Annotated in this window: 22 protein-coding genes and 1 tRNA gene; 14 read left to right on the top strand and 9 right to left on the bottom strand. The window is 36.4% G+C overall.

The genetic code is table 11. The features are described 5' to 3' along the window. The first annotated feature begins 27 nt into the window (after positions 1-27). Positions 28-710, top strand: a protein-coding gene (locus V7O67_RS09530; RefSeq protein WP_406669886.1) for an IS1 family transposase whose coding sequence is annotated in 2 segments (ribosomal slippage) — positions 28-388 and positions 388-710 — 684 coding nt in all. Because the reading frame shifts where the segments join, the coding sequence is not laid out codon by codon here. Here the strand turns inward: V7O67_RS09530 and V7O67_RS09525 are convergent. Beyond that, positions 693-1595, bottom strand: coding sequence for a hypothetical protein (locus V7O67_RS09525; protein WP_342305054.1), 903 nt, complete (start codon positions 1593-1595; stop codon positions 693-695). The two genes, V7O67_RS09530 and V7O67_RS09525, sit on opposite strands and share 18 nt — an antisense overlap. 44 nt (positions 1596-1639) lie before the next feature. Here V7O67_RS09525 and V7O67_RS09520 point away from each other — a divergent pair, with 44 nt between their 5' ends. Beyond that, positions 1640-2584 carry an IS5 family transposase gene (locus tag V7O67_RS09520; protein WP_342303665.1) on the top strand — a complete coding sequence of 315 codons (945 nt, stop codon included), beginning with the start codon at positions 1640-1642 and terminating at the stop codon, positions 2582-2584. Positions 2585-2683: 99 nt separating this feature from the next. Here V7O67_RS09520 and V7O67_RS09515 read toward each other — a convergent pair whose 3' ends face one another. The 3 genes from V7O67_RS09515 to V7O67_RS09505 form a co-directional block, all read right to left on the bottom strand. Beyond that, on the bottom strand, positions 2684-3121 hold the full coding sequence (locus V7O67_RS09515; protein WP_406669939.1) for a hypothetical protein: 438 nt from the start codon (positions 3119-3121) through the stop codon (positions 2684-2686). A 107-nt stretch (positions 3122-3228) separates the two neighbouring features. Next, positions 3229-3552, bottom strand: coding sequence for a hypothetical protein (locus tag V7O67_RS09510; protein ID WP_342305056.1), 324 nt, complete (start codon positions 3550-3552; stop codon positions 3229-3231). Positions 3553-3655: 103 nt separating this feature from the next. After that, positions 3656-6505 (bottom strand): M1 family metallopeptidase, encoded by a 2850-nt coding sequence (locus V7O67_RS09505; protein WP_342305057.1) that lies wholly within the window; start codon positions 6503-6505, stop codon positions 3656-3658. Positions 6506-7233: 728 nt separating this feature from the next. On the opposite strand from V7O67_RS09505, the gene V7O67_RS09500 reads away from it, so the two are divergent. Then, positions 7234-8226 carry an endonuclease gene (locus V7O67_RS09500; RefSeq protein ID WP_342305058.1) on the top strand — a complete coding sequence of 331 codons (993 nt, stop codon included), beginning with the start codon at positions 7234-7236 and terminating at the stop codon, positions 8224-8226. Positions 8227-8315: 89 nt separating this feature from the next. Here V7O67_RS09500 and V7O67_RS09495 read toward each other — a convergent pair. The 3 genes from V7O67_RS09495 to V7O67_RS09485 all read right to left on the bottom strand — a co-directional run bounded on the left by V7O67_RS09495 (position 8316) and on the right by V7O67_RS09485 (position 9196). After that, positions 8316-8388 (bottom strand) — tRNA-Gln (locus V7O67_RS09495). Positions 8389-8447: 59 nt separating this feature from the next. Then, complete coding sequence (locus V7O67_RS09490; protein WP_406669938.1) at positions 8448-8849, bottom strand: hypothetical protein; 402 nt, start codon at positions 8847-8849, stop codon at positions 8448-8450. A 23-nt stretch (positions 8850-8872) separates the two neighbouring features. Then, positions 8873-9196: a DUF2551 domain-containing protein gene (locus V7O67_RS09485; protein ID WP_406669937.1), complete on the bottom strand. Its 324-nt coding sequence runs from the start codon at positions 9194-9196 to the stop codon at positions 8873-8875. A gap of 157 nt (positions 9197-9353) precedes the next feature. Between V7O67_RS09485 and V7O67_RS09480 the strand changes: the two genes are divergently transcribed. Together V7O67_RS09480 and V7O67_RS09475 are read left to right on the top strand one after the other, a co-directional pair. Then, a complete protein-coding gene (locus tag V7O67_RS09480; protein ID WP_342305062.1) occupies positions 9354-9803 on the top strand; it encodes a hypothetical protein in 450 nt (149 codons plus the stop codon). Positions 9804-13221: 3418 nt separating this feature from the next. Beyond that, positions 13222-14343, top strand: coding sequence for an MFS transporter (locus V7O67_RS09475; protein WP_342305063.1), 1122 nt, complete (start codon positions 13222-13224; stop codon positions 14341-14343). A 964-nt stretch (positions 14344-15307) separates the two neighbouring features. On the opposite strand, the gene V7O67_RS09470 is transcribed toward V7O67_RS09475, so the two are convergent. Continuing rightward, entirely contained in the window at positions 15308-15433 is a 126-nt protein-coding gene (locus tag V7O67_RS09470; protein ID WP_406669936.1) for a hypothetical protein, read from the bottom strand. Between the two features lie 724 nt (positions 15434-16157). On the opposite strand from V7O67_RS09470, the gene V7O67_RS09465 reads away from it, so the two are divergent. The 8 genes from V7O67_RS09465 to V7O67_RS09430 all read left to right on the top strand — a co-directional run bounded on the left by V7O67_RS09465 (position 16158) and on the right by V7O67_RS09430 (position 22674). Further along, positions 16158-16535: a hypothetical protein gene (locus V7O67_RS09465; protein ID WP_342305064.1), complete on the top strand. Its 378-nt coding sequence runs from the start codon at positions 16158-16160 to the stop codon at positions 16533-16535. Then, the gene (locus V7O67_RS09460; RefSeq protein ID WP_342305065.1) at positions 16456-17505 is read left to right on the top strand and encodes a sulfatase-like hydrolase/transferase; all 1050 of its coding nucleotides are present in this window, start codon (positions 16456-16458) and stop codon (positions 17503-17505) included. The genes V7O67_RS09465 and V7O67_RS09460 overlap by 80 nt, the downstream gene beginning before the upstream one ends. 113 nt (positions 17506-17618) lie before the next feature. After that, the gene (locus tag V7O67_RS09455) at positions 17619-18467 is read left to right on the top strand and encodes a DMT family transporter (RefSeq protein ID WP_342305066.1); all 849 of its coding nucleotides are present in this window, start codon (positions 17619-17621) and stop codon (positions 18465-18467) included. Between the two features lie 297 nt (positions 18468-18764). Continuing rightward, positions 18765-18986 carry a sulfurtransferase TusA family protein gene (locus V7O67_RS09450; RefSeq protein WP_342305068.1) on the top strand — a complete coding sequence of 74 codons (222 nt, stop codon included), beginning with the start codon at positions 18765-18767 and terminating at the stop codon, positions 18984-18986. Positions 18987-18998: 12 nt separating this feature from the next. Then, positions 18999-19418, top strand: a complete 420-nt coding sequence (locus V7O67_RS09445) for a DsrE/DsrF/DrsH-like family protein (protein ID WP_406669935.1) — start codon at positions 18999-19001, stop codon at positions 19416-19418. Positions 19419-19467: 49 nt separating this feature from the next. Continuing rightward, positions 19468-20637: a cysteine desulfurase family protein gene (locus V7O67_RS09440; RefSeq protein WP_406669934.1), complete on the top strand. Its 1170-nt coding sequence runs from the start codon at positions 19468-19470 to the stop codon at positions 20635-20637. Positions 20638-20673: 36 nt separating this feature from the next. After that, complete coding sequence (locus V7O67_RS09435; protein ID WP_406657378.1) at positions 20674-21309, top strand: iron-sulfur cluster assembly scaffold protein; 636 nt, start codon at positions 20674-20676, stop codon at positions 21307-21309. 915 nt (positions 21310-22224) lie between these two features. After that, positions 22225-22674, top strand: a complete 450-nt coding sequence (locus V7O67_RS09430; RefSeq protein WP_342305072.1) for a PEF-CTERM sorting domain-containing protein — start codon at positions 22225-22227, stop codon at positions 22672-22674. A 108-nt stretch (positions 22675-22782) separates the two neighbouring features. On the opposite strand, the gene V7O67_RS09425 is transcribed toward V7O67_RS09430, so the two are convergent. Continuing rightward, complete coding sequence (locus V7O67_RS09425; RefSeq protein ID WP_342305073.1) at positions 22783-23049, bottom strand: hypothetical protein; 267 nt, start codon at positions 23047-23049, stop codon at positions 22783-22785. A gap of 632 nt (positions 23050-23681) precedes the next feature. Here V7O67_RS09425 and V7O67_RS09420 point away from each other — a divergent pair. Continuing rightward, positions 23682-23816 (top strand): hypothetical protein, encoded by a 135-nt coding sequence (locus V7O67_RS09420; RefSeq protein WP_406669933.1) that lies wholly within the window; start codon positions 23682-23684, stop codon positions 23814-23816. The last annotated feature ends 179 nt before the right edge of the window (positions 23817-23995 follow it).

Raw genomic sequence — 23995 nt, 5'->3', positions numbered from 1 at the left:
ATATAATATGATGGCCTCTTTTTATATATGAATTGTCCAAAGTGTAAGAGTTCCAGTCATAAGAAGAACGGTAGGATTGATGGTCGACAACGCTACAAATGCCATGATTGTGGATACAACTATTCAGTAGATATAAAATCCACCGCTAGCCCCGTATCTGTTAAGCGACAGGCTTTACAACTCTATCTGGAGGGGTTGGGATTTCGTTCAATTGGACGTTTTTTGGGCGTTAGTCATGTTTCTGTTCAAAAATGGATTCGAAAATTTGGTAGTGAATTAGAGGATCTAAAAAGTGAAAATGAGATTTCTGTTGTGGAATTGGACGAGATGCATACTTATATTGGGAATAAAAAAACTACTGCTGGATATGGATTGCTGTTGATAGATATGGGAAGAAATTCATCGATTGCTCTTTTGGCAGCAGAGGAACAAAAACAGGACAAAAACTCTGGAAAAAGTTAAAGACAAAAGAGGTTGGGGAAGTAATGACGGATTATTGGAGGGCATATGCCAAGTTAGTCCCCAGAAACATCCATACTCGATCAAAAGCAGAAACATATACTGTTGAAGGATACAACAGCATATTTAGGCATTTCCTGGCAAGACTAAGGAGAAAGTCAAAGTGTTATACTAAAAGTCTTGAAATGCTAAAAATCTCCGTTTTGCTCTTGATGAAATATAGGAATAAAGAACTAGCTATGTTTAATTAACAATGCCATAATTACATCTTCTGCAACAGAGGAACCCACATTCTCAACCTCTATTTCAAGGTTAGCATAAGTAAGAAATCCATCGCTTTTAGCAGTTCCACTAAAATCAATCTTCAATTCTGGATAGCCCTCTAGAATGGGTACTAAAACAGCTTCTGAATCGGAGTATTCTTCAGGAATAACGCCCACAGCCCATCTGGAATTAGTGGTCTCAAGATAATAGTATCGTGTACCGGAATATTCATAATAACTGCCTTCAAGGCTTGAATCCCCCTTCACTCCTACTGCCATATGCCCTGGCAACTCTATAAGTGCGACCCCATATTCCATATCAGAAAGAAGTGCAGCCAGAAGAATTGATGAATCCTCGCAGTCCCCACCGCCATGATACAATGTTTCAAAAGGAAATCTTGTGTATTCATCATAACCTGCAGAAGCATTATCGCTAACGTATGGAAGTGACTGTACAAAAGCCATGGTAATGTATGGTATGTCGCTGTTAGTGTAACCTGCCTCGTTAGCAAGTTTCCCTATCTGTATGGTAATTTGAGAAATAAGCTCATCGTCATAAGGATCACTCACAAAGTTAGGATAGTCTCTGTTACGACTTCTTTCTGAATAAGTGTCATAAGCCTGAATGTTGTACTCATAAACCACAGTGAAATCCGTATCTTCATATTTCCATCTATAAGTTCTTGTAATGGTATCTTCATTTATCCTGACTTCATTTATCCTAGTTTTTCCTTCATAGGTCTCAGTTTCCAGTGATATTTCAGGTTTTATTGCACATGTAAGTTCAACAACAAAATTATTGTCAAGTATTCTGTCAACATGAACTGTGTATACGACATTTGAGGATTTCGATAAACTACCATCAATACTCATACAATTCAATAAAATTTAAATAATAGCAAAGCAAATTTACTATTATGGATTCTTTTACTGATTTTGCCTTAAATGAAGAATATAAGCGTCTCCAATCTGTCGGAGATAAGCTTGCTGAAATTGAATATTTAGTAGATTGGAAGCCTTTTCGCCCTATTCTGGAGTCAATGTACATAAACAGAACAGCTTCAGGCGGACGGCCTGAAGCTGATGTTATTGTAATGTTCAAGATGCTTGTTCTGCAACAATGGCATGGTCTTTCTGATGCTGAGCTTGAAAAGCAGTGTATTGACAGGATATCCTTTAGGAAATTCCTGGGATTTCCTGAATATGTACCAGACAGTACAACTGTCTGGTCATTCAGGAAGAGAATTATCGACAATGGTAAAGAAAAAGCGGTGTGGGATGAAATGCAGAATCAGCTTGATGCTCTTGGTTTGAAGATTAAAAAAGGAATGATCCAGGATGCAACTTTTATTCACTCAGATCCAGGACATGCAAAAGCAGATGTACTCAGAGGAAAAGATGCGAAAACAAGAAGAAGCAAAGATGGAACCTGGACTAAGAAAAATGGTAAATCTCACTTTGGATACAAACTTCATACAATTATTGATAAGGATTATGAACTAATCAGAAGATTTGAGACAACAACTGCATCACTTCACGATTCACAGGTTGATCTGTCTGAAAAGGGTGAAGTGGTGTATAGAGATAAAGGATATTTTGGAGCAATAGCAAAAGGTTTTGCAGCAACAATGCAACGAGCTGTAAGAGGACATCCTTTAGGAATAATGGATATCCTCAGAAATGAAAGAATAAGTGTGAAAAGAGTCCCTTGCGAAAGAGTGTATGCAGTGACAAAAGAAATATTTAAAACCAGAAAGGTTCTTGTTACAACTGTAGAAAGAGTGAATGCAAAAATGTTGATGACAGCTTTTTGTTTTAATCTGCATCAATTGAGGACACTAAAAACCAAAGGAGTAATTTAGGATAGCGGGAGCTATACTAAAAATAAGGATTAATGAAGAGAAATTAAACAAAATGATAAAAAATGAGAGGATATAATTGAGTTTGAATACTTTAATGATCTAAAATGAGGGAATATCGAAATCCTCATTTGTATTTTTAGTATCTTTTATGTTATATGTAGAACCTGTGACCATCGTTCGTGTGTCATATTCATTTCCATCTTTTCTTAGAGACACTATAATCTGTTTTTCCTGCTTATCGATATTCAATACCTTGAAAGAATACCCATTACCAAGCTCCAGAATACCTGTTTTTTTAATGGATGAGGTGTAAGTTGTTAACTCAATATCAATATCTACTAAATCACTATCCGGATTTTCTTTGTCTAAAGGATTATTATTGAACTTAGTATCTTCCAGAACAATAACAGGAGTACTGATATTGTCATCTTCCAAAACAGTAGCTCTATCATCTGATATACATCCACATGAACAGACTGCAGAAAAAACAATCAGTAAAATAATTATTAGAATATAACAAAGTTTTCTGATAGCCATGATACCCTCTACTATTTATTACTGGAATACATATCAGCTTTTTTGATTGGCTATGCATATATACTTACTTTATTGTCTCAGATACGAATTTTGACAAAATGGGATTTTTACAATGAAACTGCTCCCTTTTTTAATATCTTAAATTGCAGAGTAGGCTCATTTTCAAACCGCACAATTCCATGGTATGTATTTATGCCTGCTGCTTTGAAACAATCCTCCGCTTGTTCAGGGTGCGGGTCAGTAAAAGTGTTTTTATAATCAATGAGTGCAGGCCAATCGATAATTTCTTTGCTGTCCCCTGTGCCTTTTCCAAGCATTCTGTTATGAGCATCAATGATGCTGGCCACACCTGCCAACACTTTTTTGGGAATACAACCCCACAAGGCACAAGTTCCACTATATTCCCTGCAGTCTGCTATTGCCACCTTCATACAATACACCAAATTGAAAGAATAATTGGAAAGAACTCTAAATAAAATTCTGTGAAATATTTTACAATCAAAAATAAAAAAGACCTGAAATAAATTTCAGGCTTTAACTCAAATTGAGTTTTCCATTAACTGCTTCATATTTTCCCACGGCTTTTGGAGTATTAAGCAGTATCTTCCTGATCCTGTTGTATACACTTGGTGTATTGTCCTGATCAAGCCTGTCCAGGAAACCAATCAGCATTCCCACCAAAGGTACATGATATTCGTCTTCCATCCTATCAATATTTGCAAGGACGTTAAGTATGCCTACGGCAGTATATTCATTGACTTCTGCCAGCTTGAGAACTATATCTCCAAGCAATTGTCTTCCCTGTTCGGTTTGCAGAGATCTTTTTCTGTTCATTGCAAAACTTCCATAAAGAGCTCTTTGGTCATTTGCCTGTTCTATCCTGAAAGAATTAGAATTTTCAACCTGTTTTATCATGTCAAATACATCATCTCTGCTACTACTTCCTATGACCCTCAGGAAAGCTTCCCAACTTACCGGATTCTTTTCTGCTTCTTTCTGGAAAGTTTGCATAAACTGGATCCTGTCAGGAGCCGAACTGTTAAGATAATAACTGAAAGCACTTAATTTATCCGTGGCATTTTGGGCTGCCTTAACCTGTTCCCTGATCATATCGTGCACTATGGGAGTATCGAGAGTCGAAAGAACAGAGAGACACGTATTCTTTATCTGGCGATCCTTGATCGCATTTACCTGCTCATTCACATAATCCTTGTTTTCATTTTTAGATTCATTTCCCTTTTTATTGTAAACCTGATAAAGTGACATAAGGGAATCCACATGTCCACTTGCTATTGCTTTGAAAAGTTTTTGTTTAACTTCATACAACAAAGAATATCTGTGTGCAAGTATCTCATCTTCCACGGATTCAAATATTGTCAGGAATTGAGCTCCTGCCTCCTTCATTAAGTCATAATCCTGAATGAGTTCATGATAAAGGTCTGTGAATTCTTTTGAGGTAGCATGATTACTATCCTCAATTAATTTCATTTTTTCAATATCCACAATTTTGTAGAATGCAATGAACCTGTTTATCAGATCTTGATCCATTTTTGTCTGCAAGATCAGCTCATCAATATCCACATCATGAATTACTTTTCCAAAGAAAGAATACCTACGGTTCAAGGATGAAAATGCGGGTTTATCTACATCATTGATAACAATCTTTTTCTCTTTGCCCTTCATCAGCTCCATGACTTCGGCAAGATCATTGCCTTCTTTATCTACCAGAGCTACACAGAATGGGAACTCCCAGAATTTTCCATCTACTGGAACTTCCTGTTCTAAGAATAATGTAAAAGTCCTTTCATTTTCATCATAGGAAGATTTTACATGGACCAGAGGGAATTGTGTTTGTTTTAGCCATATTTTTGCCATTTCTTTAAAATCAAGCCCTGAAACCTCTTCCATTACTTCGATCCAGTCCCAGCTTGAGGCATTTGAGTGTTTATATCTGGCATGATAGACATTCAGAGCTCTGGCAAATGTGGCTTTTCCCATAAGTTTCTCTATCATCAGTACAAATTCCGGGGATTTTACATAGGTCACTGCACTGATCAGATCATCAGGGTCATTGAATCCATCTGGGATGATGGGCATGGAGGCTGCGCCCGTGTCAAGGGCAAAGGTTCCGGCCCCGGGAGCCAGAAAACCAAGGACTTCATCAAGACGGCTATATTCCTCTCCAAAATGATATGCATGATACATTTTCTCTATATGAACGGTCACCGCTTCGTTAAGCCATATTTCAAATGGACTTTTTCCGGTTACTTCAGAGCCGTTAAGGTTATGGTAGAATTCATGAACTTTTACCCGCATCATATACTCGAAAGCATTGTCAGTCATTTGAGGGAAGGGCATTATGCGATTGGTGCTAATAGTAGTATTTCCTACATTTTCCATACCACCAAAATTAGAATTCTGCATCCCTATCTCCCTGTAAACGGTGCCCGTATACTTGTATCCGGTCTGTATCAATCCAACTGCCTTTTTCAGTTCATCCCTGATGGTTCTAATCTTTTGGTTCTGTTCATCAGCTCCCTTTCCTCCATTTTTAAGCAGGTCCCTTTCCATGACCAGATCCATAATCTCTCTGCGTTCTTCAGATTGAGCATATTGTTCAGGACCTGTAAAAAGATGGATCCACATAATCGAATCGTAGAGTACGTCAAGACTTTTTTGGGCAATCAAGGAATCAGAACCGGGAGGCACCAGCAACTCCAGGTCAAAGGTGTGCCCATCCGGGTATTCAAACTCTTTTTTGAATGTGTCATAGGTGCCTACACCCAGGAAAAAAAGATAGGGGGCCATGGGGGTGATTGAATTGTCATAGACAATCTGATCCCTTCCATTTCCAATCGAGTGCCTTGCCTCTATAATATCGCCGTTACTTATGAGATTTGTATACCTCTCATCGGCAATGATGGTTGTAGTGTAAGTGCATTTCGCTACCATATCATCTATGCATGGCACGATTCTCTGGAATCCCCATTGCTGGCATTGGGTTATCTGTTGTGGAGGAGCGCCTGCAGGGGTTTCATCATAATAAAGACCTTCCAGTATGTTTTTAGTAGGTCTGCAGATGGTCTGGGTATTGATCACAATATCAGTGTTTTCAGGTACTAACTGGTTGAATTTGATTAAGAGGATATCATCTTTTTCCCTGTATTCGTAACCAATCTCATACTCTATGCAACTTACGGATAGAATTTCAAGCTTCTTGCAATTCAGCTCAAGTTCATTGATGGGGTTGTCAAGAGTTCGTACTTTGAGATGAGATGTTACCTTTGTATGATCGGCAAACATATCGAAAAGAAGGTCCATGTGTACAACTTTTACAGTTAATTCTCCAAAATCTTCCGGATAATATTTGTATATTCTTTCCATCAAATCACCTCTGATAAATTACAGGATACCATGATCGTTCATCGAACTGGTCATAACGTTTTTATTGTGTCCTTTATTCAACATAACAATAGACCTAGTATAAAATACATTAATGTATTGAATTTATTTTAGCTGGTAGCAGAGTCATAATATGAATCATGGAATTCTTTGCACATTATAATAACTTCCTTCAAAGTATGCAACTATTCCAATTATTGTCTTAATTTTATTCCAGGGAGTGCATCTAAGAGTATAGGAACACTGGCTTAGTTGCGACATGTATTCCTCAATATTTAGTCTCTGTGGGTCTCCTTATCAATCCTAAAGTTAAATTCACCCAAGGCCGTCTGATGAACAAAACTAAAATCAGATTGTCTCGTGAATAAAAGACAAGTTTCGTATGAATAGATGTATTCTACAAACCCGCGTATTTAGCCATCCACAAAATTTGAATTTATGTTGTATTTATTTTTTTGAATGCCTATATTTTAAATATGTTAAGTACATGCATTTTAATGTTGTATATTATCAAATAAAAAGCACATGTGTGCATAATAAAATGTATTTGTGACTAGGGTAAAAATACCTGAATAAAACAGATGTAGGATATTAGTTTTAAAATGAGGGAGCTAGCGGGGACATGACACCTCTTTTTGGTTAGTGGTAACAAGGTTTCTGCAAAAATCTGATTTCACCTCAAGATATTTAGTTTTTAATGGGGAGATAACATGCCAACCAAACTACGAATAGCAACATTCAATCTGGAAAATCTTGACGATCGTGAAAAGAAAAAACCAACGTTGGAAGAGCGTATAGCCTTGATGCGACCCCAATTGCATAGGATTAATGCAGATATCCTTTGTCTGCAAGAGATCAACGGCCAGGAACAAGAAGGACAGCCTCGGCAGCTGCTGGCTCTGCAGGAACTTATTGAAGGCACACAATATGCGGAATACCAAATAGCGTATACGAAAACTGAGGCCGATGGACAGGCATATGATGAGCGCAACCTGGTCATCTTAAGCCGCTATGACATTCTGGAGTATCACCAGTACAAACATGATTATGCACCTGCCCTATATTATCTGCAAGTAACAGCAAAAACGAATGAAGAAGAAAAAGAAGCGAAAAAAATTACCTGGGAGCGACCAATACTTCATGCCAGGATAAAAATTGGTGACAAAATCTTAGAAGTTATCAACCTTCACTTGAAATCACGAATACCATCCAACATAGAAGGACAAAAACTGAATAACTACACATGGAAGACCGCTTCTGGCTGGGCAGAGGGTTTTTTCATCTCTTCAACCAAAAGGGTGGGTCAAGCTCTTGAAACCCGAATGCTGGTAGATAAATTATTCGATGAGGATGAAGATTCATGGATTGTAGTGTGCGGAGATTTCAATGCGGACCTTGACGAAGTACCTTTGGAAGCCATCCGGGGCGAGGTTGAAGATACAGGCAACAGCAAACTGGCTAAGCGCGTCATGATGCCCTGCGAGCTGAGTATTCCAGAATCATCTCGTTTTTCACTTTACCATAGGGGCAAAGGAAAAATGTTAGATCATCTTCTAATCTCTAGAGGCATGATGGCACAATATAGGGATTCTGAAGTGCACAACGAGTTGTTGCATGATGAATCGCTTGCCAATTCAACAGAGAAGAAATTTCCGGAATCTGACCATGCTCCAGTTGTTGCAGAGTTTGAGCTGCTCGATTAAACATTGTAAAATAGTACAAGTTTTACATCATCAGTATTCAGAAATTCTTTAAATGTACAAAAAAACATTTTATATGAAAAAAAGTTTAGTAGCCCGGCACGGATTCGAACCGAAGTTGCGGGATCCAGAGTCCTGCATGATTGACCACTACACTACCGGGCTTCGTTGAAAGCATTCCTTAATTGCAATCGTTACATATTAAGATATCGGTTGAACTGTTGTCACAGACTCTCCGGGTTCTCGTTCAGAACTGCAGTCCACCACCATTTGGCCATGTCAACAAGATCCTTGCTGAACTGTCCTGAAAGCCTGTATTCTCCATTACGATTGGAAATCAAGCCGGCTCCAAGCAGTTTGTTGCGCATGGAGTAAAAAGAAGCACGTCCTATATCTAATTCTTCGAGCAGTTTTTGCCACTCATTTGTTTTTATGGGGTCGCCACTTTTCTGGCGTTCTTCGACCATTATCAAGAATTTCTGTCCTCTGACAGCAGTTGCTTCTTCCTGAAAGAGTCGTCGCATTAAATTATAATAAGGGTCACGCGAGTGAGTTATACGTGCATTTGCATCGGAACGTATAACTAATGTGGTAGATGTACGTGGAGCATTCTTTACAATAGACATTTAAGATCAAGTCTAAATGAATATCAGCAGCTTGAACCTGTTGATCTTGATTCCAGCGTATTCCTGATAAGATCTACATACTCCTCCTTCAAAGAATAGACTATTGGAGTTTTGTAGGATTCCTTGTGGGACCTCAGCACACCAATTTTTGAGTAAATATACCCTACCATTGATGCAATTGCACTGCGTGAGATATCATATTTCTTTGTAATGGAAGTATGTAATTCGTCAACAGTGATTTCTTTTGTGTCAAGGAACTTTGACAAGATAAAGCTACGAAGACCATTTACATCAAGTTCGATAAATCGTTGTAGTCTTCGTTTTATTTTTGATCGAATTGAATCCATAACTTCACCTCACATATAGCACAATCTTTTATATGCATTTTAATCTATATATATGTTTCTAAATTTTTATAGCATGAAGTTAATTAATAGGTCGAAAATAGAAAAAAGTCTAATATGATAAAAACATTCTCTTATATCTCAGTTTTTTGGTGACTATATGGATATCAGGTACGACATTGAAAAAAATGTAATGCAGGTTGACAGTATCAATCTGGAACCCCAAAGTCTTGACACGAATTTTATTGGAGTTTGCAGTCATTGTAATTCAAATGTAGTCAGTATCAGTTATCATTCCTATGAAAATGGAATGATAGTGGCTGCAAAGTGTAATTTATGCAATAAACTATTTGCTATTGCATATGACAAAGACTGGACATGGCAGGATGAGGAGTTAATATCTCAATTTTTTGATGTTGAAAATAGCAATAACCTAAAATTTCTTGATGACATTGACAATAAAAAGTTGAAGGCTGTTTTCACCCCTGCCGAAATAAATAGCATGTACGCAAAGGTTCGTGGTGAAAAATACGTTCGTCAATACCTTTACAGAGCTAGGAAAAAATATATGGATTTTGAAGATCTGTTTGGACTTCAAATTAATATTTAATCATAAATTTATGTGTTAGATAGTTGTGTGATGAACATAAACTCATCATATACTTATTCATAATATTTGCTTAAGTATAACAATCTAAAACATTTGCAAATGATTACTGCTGACTGTAGTCAAAAAAGAAAGAAGATTTATTAAATTCTACTGTTTTTATAATTATACTCCCACTTTGCATCTGTAGAGGTTTCGAATCAAGAATCCATCAAAACAACTGCTTAATTTATTTAAGTTACCGTTGTTAAAATATAGGCAGTTGCATGTTTTTTGTTGCACCTTAGATTTGGGACTAAGAAAAAACCGGATCAAAAATCCTAAAACGATACAACAAATTTAAATAGCAACATTTGCATACAATTAATAAATGAGGGAACAATATAGATTTGTGTTTCTTGAAACGGGCAATTAAATCAGTCCTATTATATAACTTATTTCATATTAGTACCACTTTGTACCCTCATTTAATACCATTTCAGGGAACTAATTTCATTTAATGTTATCTTTTTTGAAAAGTTTCTATTGATTTATAAAATATGTATTGTAATAATAATCAATTAAATAATTCCTATTTATAGAATAAGTACGTAAATAAATTTTAAATTTTATACGTATGTATAAATGCCAATGTCTTTAAATATAATGCATTCTAAATATACAGATGTGGTAGGTAAGGCATAAGGATTGGTATCATAAAGCACCAGTTTAAATGCTGGTGCATTCCTTTTTAAGATCTATGTTCTTTCTATTGTTTCGTTTTGTTTATGATTTATACACTTAATAATAGTAAATCTATTGTAACTATTCAGCCTGGCACGATTTGCCTATTGGTACTGATTTCATCGAAATAGAGATGTCTGCTCACTAACAATCTAACAATCAAAAAAGCAATCAATAGCAACAATCAAAATAAATGATTCTAATGAAATTTACGTTTCAACTTTTTGTCAAGATTGTTATTGATAGCGTTTTTATCAGGCTGAATAGTTACAATCTATTAAAATAATAAGCAATACACTGTAATTGAAAATATCAGTACGAATGTTTTTCTAGGAAAATATACGTTTATTTTTTAAACCAAATAATACACACATTATTCAAGTGACGCTATTCTTTTTTCCCGTTGATTTTTTCGAACACAAAACCATCATCTGATTAAATTGAAGAATATTTATCCGACTAAATATTCAATATTTTAGACATATTAGGCTACTATTTTTGTTTTATGCACGGACGTTTTAACCCAATGAGGATAATTTAGTTGTTGCATATAAAAACATAATTAATTAGTTTATTAAATAAGGCGTTTTTATCCTAAAAAGGACAATTATTCTATTTGCATGACGGGCAATATTATGTGAATTAACCTAATTGGGCTAGAATTCTAAAATAAATAATATTCGTGGTACATATTATAAAAATACCTATAAATGTATCAATAACAACTAAAATAATATGAATAAATTAGAAATTGAGCTGTTTGTTGTAGCCTGTGCTATTACCACCCTTAATAATCTATTATTGGCCCGAGTTTTGACGTTCTTGCTCACAGGTGCAAGTATTACTTTCACATCGACTCAAACACCCTGTACGGAATTACTGATCCTTGCCGGGTCTATAAGTGAAGGTTTAGGAAGATGAAGTCCGAGCACTGGAACCTTACCATTATGTTTTAGTCGATGAATCACTCAATTTCAAAACATGTCCCCGATTGAGGATATGGGAGTTACTCCTTTAATGTAGATAGTAATCAAACCATATCCATTAATATAATAGTAGTTCATTAGTATGATCTATACTGTTTAAAAAACAGTACCACCCCCCAAACCCCACTCGAACATCGATAATTATTATCGGTGTTCTTTTCTATAATCAATTCAGGTAACTTTTTTTAATCTCTCAACGGGTGTTTTAACCTGTGCAGATATTTTTTTTCTTTATTTATATAATTACATAATAATTTTGTTTTTGCAGTAAGGCTATTTTTGCCTAAGTAGGAAGTAGTAAGAATCGAGTAGGAAAAAGAGAAAATGATAACAGTTGCCCAAAATAAGCAAATGTAACTATAGTTAGTCACATTTTCTTTGGTTTTAGTATATTCTTTACTATATGATATCATGTAACAATATTTTGTTACGTTTAATTATTGGAGTGTTATAATAATAAAATATTATTGACGCGTATTTATAAAAATACGCTTAATTAAAGTGTTGCTTTCGTATATGCACGAACAAAAACAGCACTTTTCTTGATTTTCCCGGTTTCCCAACAAGTCATATGAATTGTAATAAATACTATACCCATAATAACTAATAGTAATAGCAAATAATTTATTTGCACAGTTGTGTGTTTTCTGAGTGAATTAAATTAAGCTATATTTATATAATAGTTTTTAACATGTTTAGTGTATAGGTTAGACGTTGAAAAAACCAAACTAAAACTAACGTCAATAATATAAAAAGTGCTTGGGTTTTTGAGTACATTGTAATATTATTAGAAATGATTTAACGAAAACATCCTAAAAAAATATAATGGTATTTCCTGATCCCAAAGCTCGAAAACATAAAAACCAATATTCTTATAGTCTATAAGAATCAACTATAGGACTTTTCAAAAATGGCAAAAAGGGTATGTTTTTCTAAAATCGTTCATTCCATAGTATATATGAATACACTAGTTCCAACCTTCACCATCACCATTATCTATACTAAAAGATTCAAGAAAATCATACCTGACATTGCTCCCACCTTATTCATATAGTCTTTGAAATTGCTATTTTCAGATTTATAACACCAAATTACCTAATAAAAAGTGATTAACTATAAGTCAGTGAGCAAAGCATAGTTTAACTAAAGATTTGTGAACAAAATATATTCAATGAAAAAAAGTGAGGTTGATTTGTCATGAAATACAACAGAACAAAAAAATTTATTACACTTGAAATATTATATAAATTAGACATTAACAAATATGCTCTCTTTCTAATATTCAATGGAAGTTCTGATTTTTATTAACCTATTTTTATATATTAGTTACCAGTGCTGTTAGTGTACACCAAAGTGGCCAGTAAATATTATATAAATATAGTCTTATAAAAATTATACTTTGTTTATTTATCTTGTTAATTAACTAATAAATTCAAAGCAATATGCATTTTTTTAAACAGTTGGTCTTTTTTAATGCCCCACTTAAATATATATAACAAACCATTTGCTTTATAAATCACCAAAATTGCTTGAACTCACATTTTCGAATTTATTTTTAAAGTCTGATTAAAGCATATACTTTACTATACATTAAGAACTCAATGATTATTTTTATAACAAAATATCCAACAAGCACTTAATCCTTGGATTACAACCTTCTAAACCTAAATATTATGACCTTATAGTTGAACCTTCCTATAACAGGTGAGCTAATGAATAAAAACCGGTTTTTGATCTATTCAACAGTATTTCTCATCATGGCATTATCTAACTCAGTTATTCCGGTATTGCCTGAAATATCTTCAAGCGGACAGACAAATTATAGTAGCCTTATAACAACATTATTATTTTCAGGCTACTTCATTGGAGCTTTGCTCACCATGATTCCTTTTGGATTGCTGGCGGATGCATATCAATATATAAGGTTTATTGTGCTTTCAATTGCACTCACTTTCTTTGCAGGATTGGTACTTACTTTTACTGAAAATATCTACCTGCTCATCGCTGGCCGACTTATCGAAGGCATCGCTTGCGGAGCATTTTTCCCTGCTGCATATGCAATACTTTTCGGCTTCCCAGAAAAGAATCGCTACATTGGAGAGTTCAATTTTCTGCTAAATGCCGGTCTTGCTGTAGGAGTATTATCATCAGGATTTTTAGCACAATGGTCAATAAAGGGCGCAATAATCCTGTTCACCATCATGGCTGCACTAATATTATCTATTGGCCTACCTGCCTTATTCACAAAGAATGAGCCTAGCAAAATAATAACAAAAAAGACTACCCCTGTGTCAAATGCCAAAAGGATAATCAATAAAACATTCGATCTAAAATTGTTGCGTACATGGGCCACCGCATTCCTGCTTTTTGGAATAACAGGAGTAATGCTTGCTTTCTATCCAGAATACAGCAAGGACACATTAAGTAAACCAGAACTTGGTATTGCCATCGCCATACTTTATGCAAGTTCCATGGCCACCAACATCATTGTCGGAAGAATGAACCTGGAGTATAAGAAAATGGTTTTCACAGGAGTTCTACTGGCAGCATCCGGCGTGATAATAGCCACAAAATTCCCATTTTTAGGTTTCGCACTACTGGGCATAGGTTCAGGAACAGGGATGATCGGATTGCCGATAGCCGTATCCCACATGCCTTTTGACAAAGGACTTGCCATGGGAATCTTCAATACATACACTTACGCAGGACTCGCATTCATGCCAATTATCGCAGGATTATTTGTTAATCTGGGTCATCAGGCAGTATTTATCTTGAGTGCTTTTTTTATGGTTTTGTCACTTTTCCTGAAGGATGGAATGAAAAGTGAGGAGTGAAATTTAAGGGATACTTTATGATTTGTGCCGTTTTTGATAGGCATGTGCATGATTTTTAGGGATACTAAACCTTCATGCAGTTCCCTGAAGAGCGTCTTTTTGCGAGGGCGTATTTGTCACCACAGCCAACTATTCATGCTATTTCTATAAGTTAATGTTTGGTTCGCGGAGTGAAAGTAATGTGCTAAATCTATTTAAATAAAAGATAGAGCACTATTATATTGACAATAATTAAATCAATTATTAAAGCAGGAATAAGAATTTCTGGGTCTTTTACTGCTGAAACTAATTCCTTCATGTGTTTATTATTGAATGTGATTTTTTTTTAATGACTACATATACAATGACAATTATGTAAAAAATAATTATCAGTGCAATCTTTTCAATGTTTATGGGATAATTAAAATTAACAATAAAGCTCACAAACAGTAAAATTATAAAAAACTGGAAAGCAATAGACCATGTTTTTGTTTTGTTCACCTCCTCATAACCAATAAGGGCAAGTTGAATACCATACGTGAGTGTTATAGATGCAAGCAGTACGACGCTAAACCAAATTAATGAATTATCGACTATAAGCATCTCATTTAAGATGAAAAATGAAAGAATCAGTAATGGAAATGAAAGCGACATTATTCTGTGTGAAGGCCATAACATTTCCTGGTGTTTTACAAAAAAGTAACCTGATCGCGCAAACAATGCTGAAAGCAAAAAGATAAACAGGAATAATCCTACAAAAGACTTTGCAGCAGCTGTTGGGATATTATAGAATCCAGCAAAAATAAACCCACTTACAATAATAAGAGTTTCAATTAAATCTTTTCGTAACTATTCAGCCTGATAAAAACGCTATCAATAACAATCTTGACAAAAAGTTGAAACGTAAATTTCATTAGGATCATTTATTTTGATTGTTGCTATTGATTGCTTTTTTGATTGTTAGATTGTTAGTGAGCAGACATCTCTATTTCGATGAAATCAGTACCAATAGGCAAATCGTGCCAGGCTGAATAGTTACATCTTTTCTTTCTTTTTCTTCCTCTTTCTTTTTTTCTTCTTTTTTAAGTTTATTTTGTGATAATTCTATCATTCTATAATATTGTTTTAGCAAAACCTTAAATCTTTCTATTTATTTTTGAATGAGAATAATTTCAGACCTAGTAGAAGAATACACATATCTACCTTAAGAATAGAAATATTTTGTTTACTCGTGTTCTGAGATCAAGAGATCGTACGATTTTATTACAATATCATAGCATACTCTCTCTAAATAAAATCATGAAGATAGGTTAATTTGCATTGACTTTGTACATTATTTATGATAGATTAATCTCATAGTTTAGCATTTAGTACCTCTATACAAACCAATGTAAAAACTATTATATAAAAATAGTCAAATTTAATTACTTACTTCTTCATAAAATTAATTTTAATCCATATAATTATTACCATTTTTAACTGTAACTAAATAAGATTACACCAACATATACAGTTAAGTGTGTGCTAGCTCGGACAGAAATGTAACTAAATATAATTACACACATCACCATCAAAAAATTAAAACAGTACAGAACAAAAGATTAGAAAGATACACCAAATTACATTTACATCATTTTATAAAAAGTAGATTCAAATAGAAACTTTATTATGTGGAAAGTTTGTTCCATGAAGAGATGATACTTAGTAAAAACGGAATGAAGCCTAAGTGTTCTGATTACACTGGATACAGCAGGTACAGGCATAGAGCCTTTCGATTTTGTGCAATCTTTTTTTTGCTCTTGTTCCTGATTCCGACATGTAGTGCGAGCGAAATTGTGGAAATAAATCCTGTAAACACACCACATGGCGCTGTTATTCTTATTGTTGATGGACTCAGTTCCTGTTACGTTTATCCAGAGTATACGCCTCATGCGATTGATGGCAGTGAACTGGAAAAAGCTGAGCCTGAAAATATATTACAGATATTTGACCAAAGTTGCAGGGTACTGGATGTGACAGCCCCACAGACATTCACAGAAGGAGGGGACTCTGTTATTGCCACAGGATACTCAAAAGCTGACAGTGAACTTGTGGGCTCGTTTGGAACAACAATATACGATGTGGCGCATGAGAATGGATATCTCACTTTTCCCATCATGGACAAAAGGAGATTCTTCAGGTATGCGCAGCAAGCAGAATGTGATAATCCATGATGCTAAGAATTCAATAAACAAACCGGAAATGCTCACAGAAACAAATATGTTTTCCGGAACAGACAAAAGCATATCTCTTGACGTTGCAGGCCTGATGCAGGAACATTCTCTTGAATTACAGAAACAACTTGATCAGTATCCTGAAGGCTCACAGGAAAGATACAATATATATGATGTATGGGCTATTGAAACTGCTATTGACCTGATCGATACTATGGAAAATGAATATCCTGATCAATACTACATCCTCACAATAAACGTAGGAGCTGTGGACTGTGCAGGTCATTACAAAAAGGATAGTGGATACATTGCAACTATAGAAGGTATAGACAATGCAACCATGGATCTTTATGAGACATGCCAGGATAATGACATGGCCTTTATATTTACAGGCGACCATGGAATGAGTTTTTCAACAGCAGACTCTCGTGGAGGGCATCAATCTGATAAGTATTCCGTAATGACTGAATCACAGAAGGTACCGCTGGTAATTGCAGCAAAAGATGTTGATACCAGTGTGATAAAAGGCCAGTTTGGACAGGAAGATATCGCATCTACAATACTTGAAGTGCTAAACCTCCCCGGAAATCTGAGAGCTGCTGACGGTGCAGCAATTCCTATCAAAGATTATGTGAATTTGAAAGTCAACGTACCTGAAAAAGGAAAGCTCATCCTGATGAAAAATGATGCGATACTCTTTGAAAGCACCATCCAGGATACTATTTCATTGGTTGGACTGGAACAGGATACTGATTATATAGTCAAATATGCATCCACATCAGATTCAGAGGACGTAATGGAACAGGTCGTAAACACAGAATCCAGCATGATTGTGAATATGTTCACCTCATCAAAACAATCCACAAACGATAGATCTTATAAAAACCCGCGCTATATTGTAGGAGGAACTCTTATTGGGGTTGTGAATCTTGCCGGACTTATGATGATACGCAAGATCTTGAAAGAATAGATGAATCCGGAATAAACTAATAGACTGTTCACAAGTGTACCGATTGTTCAAGAACATTTGATACTGCATAAAGCTAAATAGCTTCAATTTATTAATTTTCCAGAGGATTATAGATGATACCTGCTGACTTTCTTGTGGTTTTCTTTGGACTTGTGGCAGCTATATGTTGGGGTGCCGGAGATTTCAGTGGTGGATTTGCCTCCAAACGTGCAAATGTCTATAGTGTTGTTCTGATAACTCAATTGGTAGGAGTTTTTCTTCTTGCAGCTTCCGCTCATCTGATGGCAGAAGAAATGCCACCACTTGGCGGCATGATCTGGGGAGCTGTTGCCGGAGTTTTTATAAGCATCGGGCTTCTGGCACTTTACCGTGGTCTCTCGCAGGGACGGATGGGATTTGTGGCACCAATTTCCGCAGTAATAGCTGCTACCGTACCGGTAATTTACGGTTCATTCTATGAAGGATTGCCCGCTGTTCACCAAATGGTCGGTTTTGCTTTTGCATTTATAGCAGTCTGGCTCATTGCTGGTGGAGGAGACGAAAACAGCAAAATTAAGCGCACAGACCTTGTACTTCCATTGCTTGCCGGAATGGGATTCGGAATGTTTTTCATATCCATTGACAAGGTAAGCGATACGGCAGTACTCTGGCCCCTTACTGCTGCAAGAATAGCAGCTGTGGTAACATTGATCATATTTATAGCATTAAGCAAACAGGTGTACCTCCCACCTAAAAATGTCCTCCCTGTAATTATCGTTGCAGGAATCTTTGACACCGGAGGAAACACCTTTTTTGCCCTGGCTTCCCAGGCCGGCCGGCTCGATATCGCTTCCATCCTCTCTTCCCTCTATCCTGCAGGTACAGTGTTACTTGCATGGATAATACTGAAAGAAAAGTTGTCTTTAAAACAATGGATAGGAGTAGCTGTTGCCATGCTTGCAATAGTGTTCATTTCAGCCTGAAAATATATGGTATATGTTTTTATCCAAGATGATTGATTTTAAGAGAAAGTTCCATAAACAACTGCTCTCACTTTTCTCCAATTAGGAATATACAGGGAAATCCAATGCTGCTGCTTTTTCTGCATTAAAAGACAAAAATATTTCAATTTTCGTGTTTGGAAAAACAGGAAGCGATAGTCACTCACTTATTAATAATAAATTTTGATTCACAATTGTTAAATATGTCAAAAATCATAGTATTGGTTGTTAAGGAACATTTAAATTGTCCAGAAACAGATATGGACACGGGGAAATTATATGACAGAAACAAACATTGACGTTAGAGGACAAACATGTCCGGTTCCTCTTGTGGAATGTCGTAAAGCTCTCAAAAAAGCTGCTCCTGGCGATGAAGTCGTTATAGTGGGCACCCACCCTGCTTCCAGAAAAGAAATCCCCATGGCGTGTGAGGCGATGGGACTTGAAATACTGGGAGTTGAAGAGAAAGACAACGAGTGGAAAATACGCATCAAGCGTTAGGGGGGGAATTATATGGCTGAAAAGGCTGTGATCATAGTTCATAGCGGAGATCTTGACAAGATATACAGTGCACTTATAATCGGAAACGGTGCTCTTGCTATGGGAATGGAAGCTTCTATGTATTTTACTTTCTGGGGCTTGCAACGCCTGAAAAAGAATGGACTCGATAAAGGTCCCCTTTCAAAAATGCACATGCTGGGTCTTGGTAAATGGATGGTAAACAGGAGAATGAAACAGGCAAACGTTGCATCCCTTGAGAGGCTCATGGAAGATTACAAGGAGCTTGGAGGCAGGATACTGGCATGTGAGATGACCATGGAAATCATGGGAATCGCACCTGAACAACTAAACCGGGAATGGATAGACGAATATGGCGCGGTAGGCACCTACATAATGGAAGCAAAAGACGCTAAGATAACACTTTTCATATGAATTATCAATTACATTTTTAAAAGTAAGAATAATTTCAGAGGAGAAATAGATGTTCGACAGAATGGTATATCTTGATAATGCAGCCAGCACCCGTCTTGATGAAAGGGTGCTTGAAGCAATGAAACCTTATTATTTTGATATATATGCAGTAGCAACTTCGGAATTTGGTTATTCCATGGGAATTGATGCCAAGGAAGGCCTGGAGGAAGCCAGAGAAACCATCGCGTCTTCACTTGGCGCTTCTGCAGAAGAAATTGTGTTCACATCCGGCGATACAGAATCAAGCAACATGGCTATCAAAGGTGTTCTAGCTGCTTTGAAGAAAAAGAAGGGAGAGCACATCATAGTATCTAAAATTGAAGATTTCTCAGTCCTGAACACTGCCAAAACCCTTGAGAAAATGGGGTATAAAGTAGATTACATCAGTGTAGATTCCGAGGGTATCCTGAATCTTAATGAGCTTGAGAATGCGATTACTGAGAATACTGCCCTTGTATCAATACAACATGCAAACCAGGAAATCGGAACTCTTCAGGATCTTGAGACCATTGCAAATATCTGCAATGAAAAAGAAGTGCTCCTGCATACTGATGCCACTCACAGCTACACCAGGGTTCCCCTGGATGTTAGTAAGATTCCGGTGGATTTGATATCCATGTCTGCTCACACTATCCATGGTCCGAGAGGAGTTGGGGCATTGTATATCAGGGATGGAACACCCATAAACAAATGGATGGATGGCGGATTCCAGGAATCCAATCGTCGTGCAGGGCTTGAGAATATACCCGGAACAGTAGGCTTTGCTAAGGCTGTGGAACTTACAACTCCAGAAGAAACTGAGTTCCTTAGATCACTGAGAGATTACACAATTAAGAGGATTTTTGATGAGATACCTCATGTGACACTCAACGGAAACAAAACACAAAGAACACCACAGAACGCAAACATTACTTTCCATTATGTAGAAGGTGAGTCCATGACGCTTCACCTGGATATGCGGGGATTTGCAGTAAGTACAGGCTCTGCATGTTTCAGCCGTTCCCTTGAAGCAAGCCATGTAATACTTGGTATAGGAGGAGACCACGAGAGAGCACACGGTTCCCTGCGTTTCACCTTTGGCAGGTACAATACAATAGAAGATGTGGATGCCATAATCGATGCCATAAAAGAGATTGTAGAGCAACTCAGGGCAATCAGTCCCCTTTACGAAGGCAAGTGAAAATAAGATTATGATTATCAATTAAGAGATGATAGAATGAAATTCCCATACAGTGAGAAAGTCCTTGAACATTTCCGCAATCCCAGGAATGTCGGAAAACTGGAGAATCCTGATGGTAAGGGGCTTGAAGGAAGTCCCGCCTGTGGTGATATGGTTGCAGTTTACCTACAAGTCAATCCTGAGACAACTGTAATAGAAGATGTGAAATTCGAATCATACGGATGCGCTTCTAATATTGCCACAGCATCCATCATAACCGAACTTGCCAAAGGCAAGACACTTGAGGAAGCAAAAAATATTACCTGGAAAGAAGCAACAGAAGAGCTTGGTGGTCTCCCGCCGGTTAAGGCACACTGTTCAGTGCTTGCAGTAGAAGGCCTCAGGGCAGCAATCAGGGATTATGAAGAAAAGCATGGTCTTGTTAGCGCAAAAGAACCTACTACTGAGAATGTTGTCAGAAGCCGCCTCAAGCATGTCATGAATCCGATGGCCGGACTTGATATAGTCAGGACCGAACTGGTGACAAAAATCGAAGTGGATGATGGAGTTGTTCGTATTCTCCTTGACCTGCCGTCCAATCACCAGTTTGCAGCTGCTATTAAAGAAGACATACTGGAAAAGATCGAATCCCTGTGGGACGTAACGGAAGTTAAAGTTGTCTTTACCGAATAAAGAAAAAATAAGTGGTGCCTTTTCTACCACTTACCTCTCAATTTATTTAAACTTAACTTTTTCCTTTTTAACATATTTAGATAGCGGCGAATATACTATTATTTTTAATTGTTAAAATATTTAGAGGCCTTAGATTCCCAATATATAGTAACTATTTCTAAGTTGGAAAGAAAGTAACTGGTATGAGGGGGTTTACAAGCATAATAGAAAGCAAATATTATCATCTTGACTTTTCAAATACTATAAAAACGGTTTCTATGAGCAAGTCATAAGATGAATGGGCAATAAGGTTAGATTACAAGTGAAAGCTCATCAGATATAATCTGTAAGGTTTTTAGAGGGCATTGAAGATGATAGATTAGATGACTCAATCAACTTCACTCTCGTAGGATGAGATACTTTCCCCATCTGCACCCATCCATAAAATGATATCATATCCCCTTTATGCAATTCTCCAGCATATCTTATGCAAACTCTTTTTGATACTTGTTTACCGTTTTCTTTTTTGATATACCGAGATAGCATATAAAAAAAGTCCCGTTTTTCAGTATGTTGTTGGAAGTTAGAAAAGTGTTACTTTGATGTTTTCAGGACCATATATCCACGTTTATTTAGTTCTTTGATAAGATCTTCATCGTTATATATTGCAACCCTTACTTTCTTCCGCTGTTGTTTATTCATAATATTTCTTTACTTGGTAATTAGGTTGTAAGAAGTGAGTAAACCTCGAATAGGTTATCATACAAAATATCAGATGAATATATACAGCTTGTTCAATAGGTAATCGCTAGCAGTATTAATTTTGCAAGTCGCAATGTTTAGAATCATAGTTTCACAAAGAGCATATTGCATTGTAAAGCAAATATAAATGATACACAAAACTCCAATTTTATATGAATTCGTGGGGGAATCTAAATGAGTAAACATAATTCGATAATAATTATTGGTATAACTTTGGTATTTATGTTAATGTTTGCAGGAGGCACTGCAATTGCACCAGTGTCGTGTCCTCCAGTAGAACCGCTAACCGCCACCAATACTGTGAACACCATGCATACAATTACAGTGACGGAGGTTGACCCAGGCGACATCGTGACGTTTGATGTACAAGGTGCAAACAAAGATGGTGGTTCTCTGTCTGCTAGTTCAACTGGAGTGGTCGTGTTCAGCTACACTGGAACATTTGTTGGAGACGATACTATTCAAGTAAGTGTAGCAGATTCAGGTGGATCACTTAAATGTACTACAACAGTATACAAAACTTGGATATCAGAGGGTGGTGATATCCCAGAATTCTCAACCATTGCACTTCCCGTAGTTGCAATACTTGGACTGGCATTTTACTTCCAGCGCAGGAAAGAATAAATGAGTTAAATGGAGCTCTGTGAGCTTCATCTCTTTTTATGAGTAAGAAACATATATTAAATTCTGATTTTGTTTCGTTTTCATCTTTCCCTTATTATGGGGTTTAAGCTACTCCAAAAATGAAACACCATTTATATCATTTCGTATTTTCATCAATTCAACCCTGGGAATATCCTCTAATGATATTTCAACAAATGGGTGAACTCCTTCGAATTTCTCACCATTCACAGAATATACCATAATCATAGACAAGGTATCTAATCCCATATTTGTATAATTTTCAGTTCTCAATGCAAACCCAAGAATAGCAGATTCAATACTGAGTGCTCGTATTTTACAAACCGTTGACATTACGCCAATTTCATATTCATCCATCTCATTAATTCCTTTATTATGGGAAGTATGAAGCTGTTAGCAGATGCAAGATGAGGAATGTTAAAAAATTGATAGAGGCACGTTGATTAAAGCAGACGTATGGTGGTACGATACGCACATACTTTATACAAAAACCTTAAACATGCCCCCAATAATAATCTTAGGTCGCATGCCATAAAAATATGCGTTCCCGAATTCTCATCAAAAGTATATAAATTTCTGCTGTAAATTTGGAAAGTAATACGGAAGAGAATAGCTGTATATTATCCACAGACAATTGTGACAGTGTTAACTTTTCAAGTAACATAGTTTCGCAATTGAATTATACCACAAAAACAAAAACGATATCGTACAATTATTTATCAAGTGGGTTTAGAAATCGGATACTAGATGCATAATAAATAATATGGAGCGTGGTGGTTAAATTGAAGAAAATAAACATAGCTATATTTTTATTGCTGGTCGTGTTACTTGCAACACAGGTTGTTGCTGGTTGTAGCTCGTAGGAAAATTGTGACTTCCCAGAGGGATGTTACTACATAGAGCTAACGGGTGATTATTATACAGATTACCCCCAAACAGCACCACTTCATCTAGGACTGACAGTCAACTATAACAACGGAGTAGCAACCGTGTTGGACTGGAAAGACCTGGAAAGCAATCCTGATGTAACGGTCGATGTCAGCAATACCGCAGTTAGTATCGTACCTTATCGCAATCATGATACATGCAAAGCAAAGGTAATCTTTAGTAATCTTGTATTGTAACTATTCAGCCTGATAAAAACGCTATCAATAACAATCTTGACAAAAAGTTGAAACGTAAATTTCATTAGGATCATTTATTTTGATTGTTGCTATTGATTGCTTTTTTGATTGTTAGATTGTTAGTGAGCAGACATCTCTATTTCGATGAAATCAGTACCAATAGGCAAATCGTGCCAGGC

The sequence above is a fragment of the Methanolobus sp. ZRKC4 genome, from assembly GCF_045291305.1.
GTDB lineage: Archaea > Halobacteriota > Methanosarcinia > Methanosarcinales > Methanosarcinaceae > Methanolobus.
The sequence above is the reverse complement of the archived record's forward strand: the minus strand, read 5'-3'. Positions and strand labels throughout refer to the sequence as shown.

Coding starts and splice junctions, on each gene's coding strand:
- V7O67_RS09525 (WP_342305054.1), bottom strand. CDS start 1,595: ATGAGTATTGATGGTAGTTTATCGAAATCCTCAAATGTCGTATACACA.
- V7O67_RS09520 (WP_342303665.1), top strand. CDS start 1,640: ATGGATTCTTTTACTGATTTTGCCTTAAATGAAGAATATAAGCGTCTC.
- V7O67_RS09515 (WP_406669939.1), bottom strand. CDS start 3,121: ATGGCTATCAGAAAACTTTGTTATATTCTAATAATTATTTTACTGATT.
- V7O67_RS09510 (WP_342305056.1), bottom strand. CDS start 3,552: ATGAAGGTGGCAATAGCAGACTGCAGGGAATATAGTGGAACTTGTGCC.
- V7O67_RS09505 (WP_342305057.1), bottom strand. CDS start 6,505: ATGGAAAGAATATACAAATATTATCCGGAAGATTTTGGAGAATTAACT.
- V7O67_RS09500 (WP_342305058.1), top strand. CDS start 7,234: ATGCCAACCAAACTACGAATAGCAACATTCAATCTGGAAAATCTTGAC.
- V7O67_RS09490 (WP_406669938.1), bottom strand. CDS start 8,849: ATGTCTATTGTAAAGAATGCTCCACGTACATCTACCACATTAGTTATA.
- V7O67_RS09485 (WP_406669937.1), bottom strand. CDS start 9,196: ATGGATTCAATTCGATCAAAAATAAAACGAAGACTACAACGATTTATC.
- V7O67_RS09480 (WP_342305062.1), top strand. CDS start 9,354: ATGGATATCAGGTACGACATTGAAAAAAATGTAATGCAGGTTGACAGT.
- V7O67_RS09475 (WP_342305063.1), top strand. CDS start 13,222: ATGAATAAAAACCGGTTTTTGATCTATTCAACAGTATTTCTCATCATG.
- V7O67_RS09470 (WP_406669936.1), bottom strand. CDS start 15,433: ATGATAGAATTATCACAAAATAAACTTAAAAAAGAAGAAAAAAAGAAA.
- V7O67_RS09460 (WP_342305065.1), top strand. CDS start 16,456: ATGGATATCTCACTTTTCCCATCATGGACAAAAGGAGATTCTTCAGGT.
- V7O67_RS09455 (WP_342305066.1), top strand. CDS start 17,619: ATGATACCTGCTGACTTTCTTGTGGTTTTCTTTGGACTTGTGGCAGCT.
- V7O67_RS09450 (WP_342305068.1), top strand. CDS start 18,765: ATGACAGAAACAAACATTGACGTTAGAGGACAAACATGTCCGGTTCCT.
- V7O67_RS09445 (WP_406669935.1), top strand. CDS start 18,999: ATGGCTGAAAAGGCTGTGATCATAGTTCATAGCGGAGATCTTGACAAG.
- V7O67_RS09440 (WP_406669934.1), top strand. CDS start 19,468: ATGTTCGACAGAATGGTATATCTTGATAATGCAGCCAGCACCCGTCTT.
- V7O67_RS09435 (WP_406657378.1), top strand. CDS start 20,674: ATGAAATTCCCATACAGTGAGAAAGTCCTTGAACATTTCCGCAATCCC.
- V7O67_RS09430 (WP_342305072.1), top strand. CDS start 22,225: ATGAGTAAACATAATTCGATAATAATTATTGGTATAACTTTGGTATTT.
- V7O67_RS09425 (WP_342305073.1), bottom strand. CDS start 23,049: ATGGATGAATATGAAATTGGCGTAATGTCAACGGTTTGTAAAATACGA.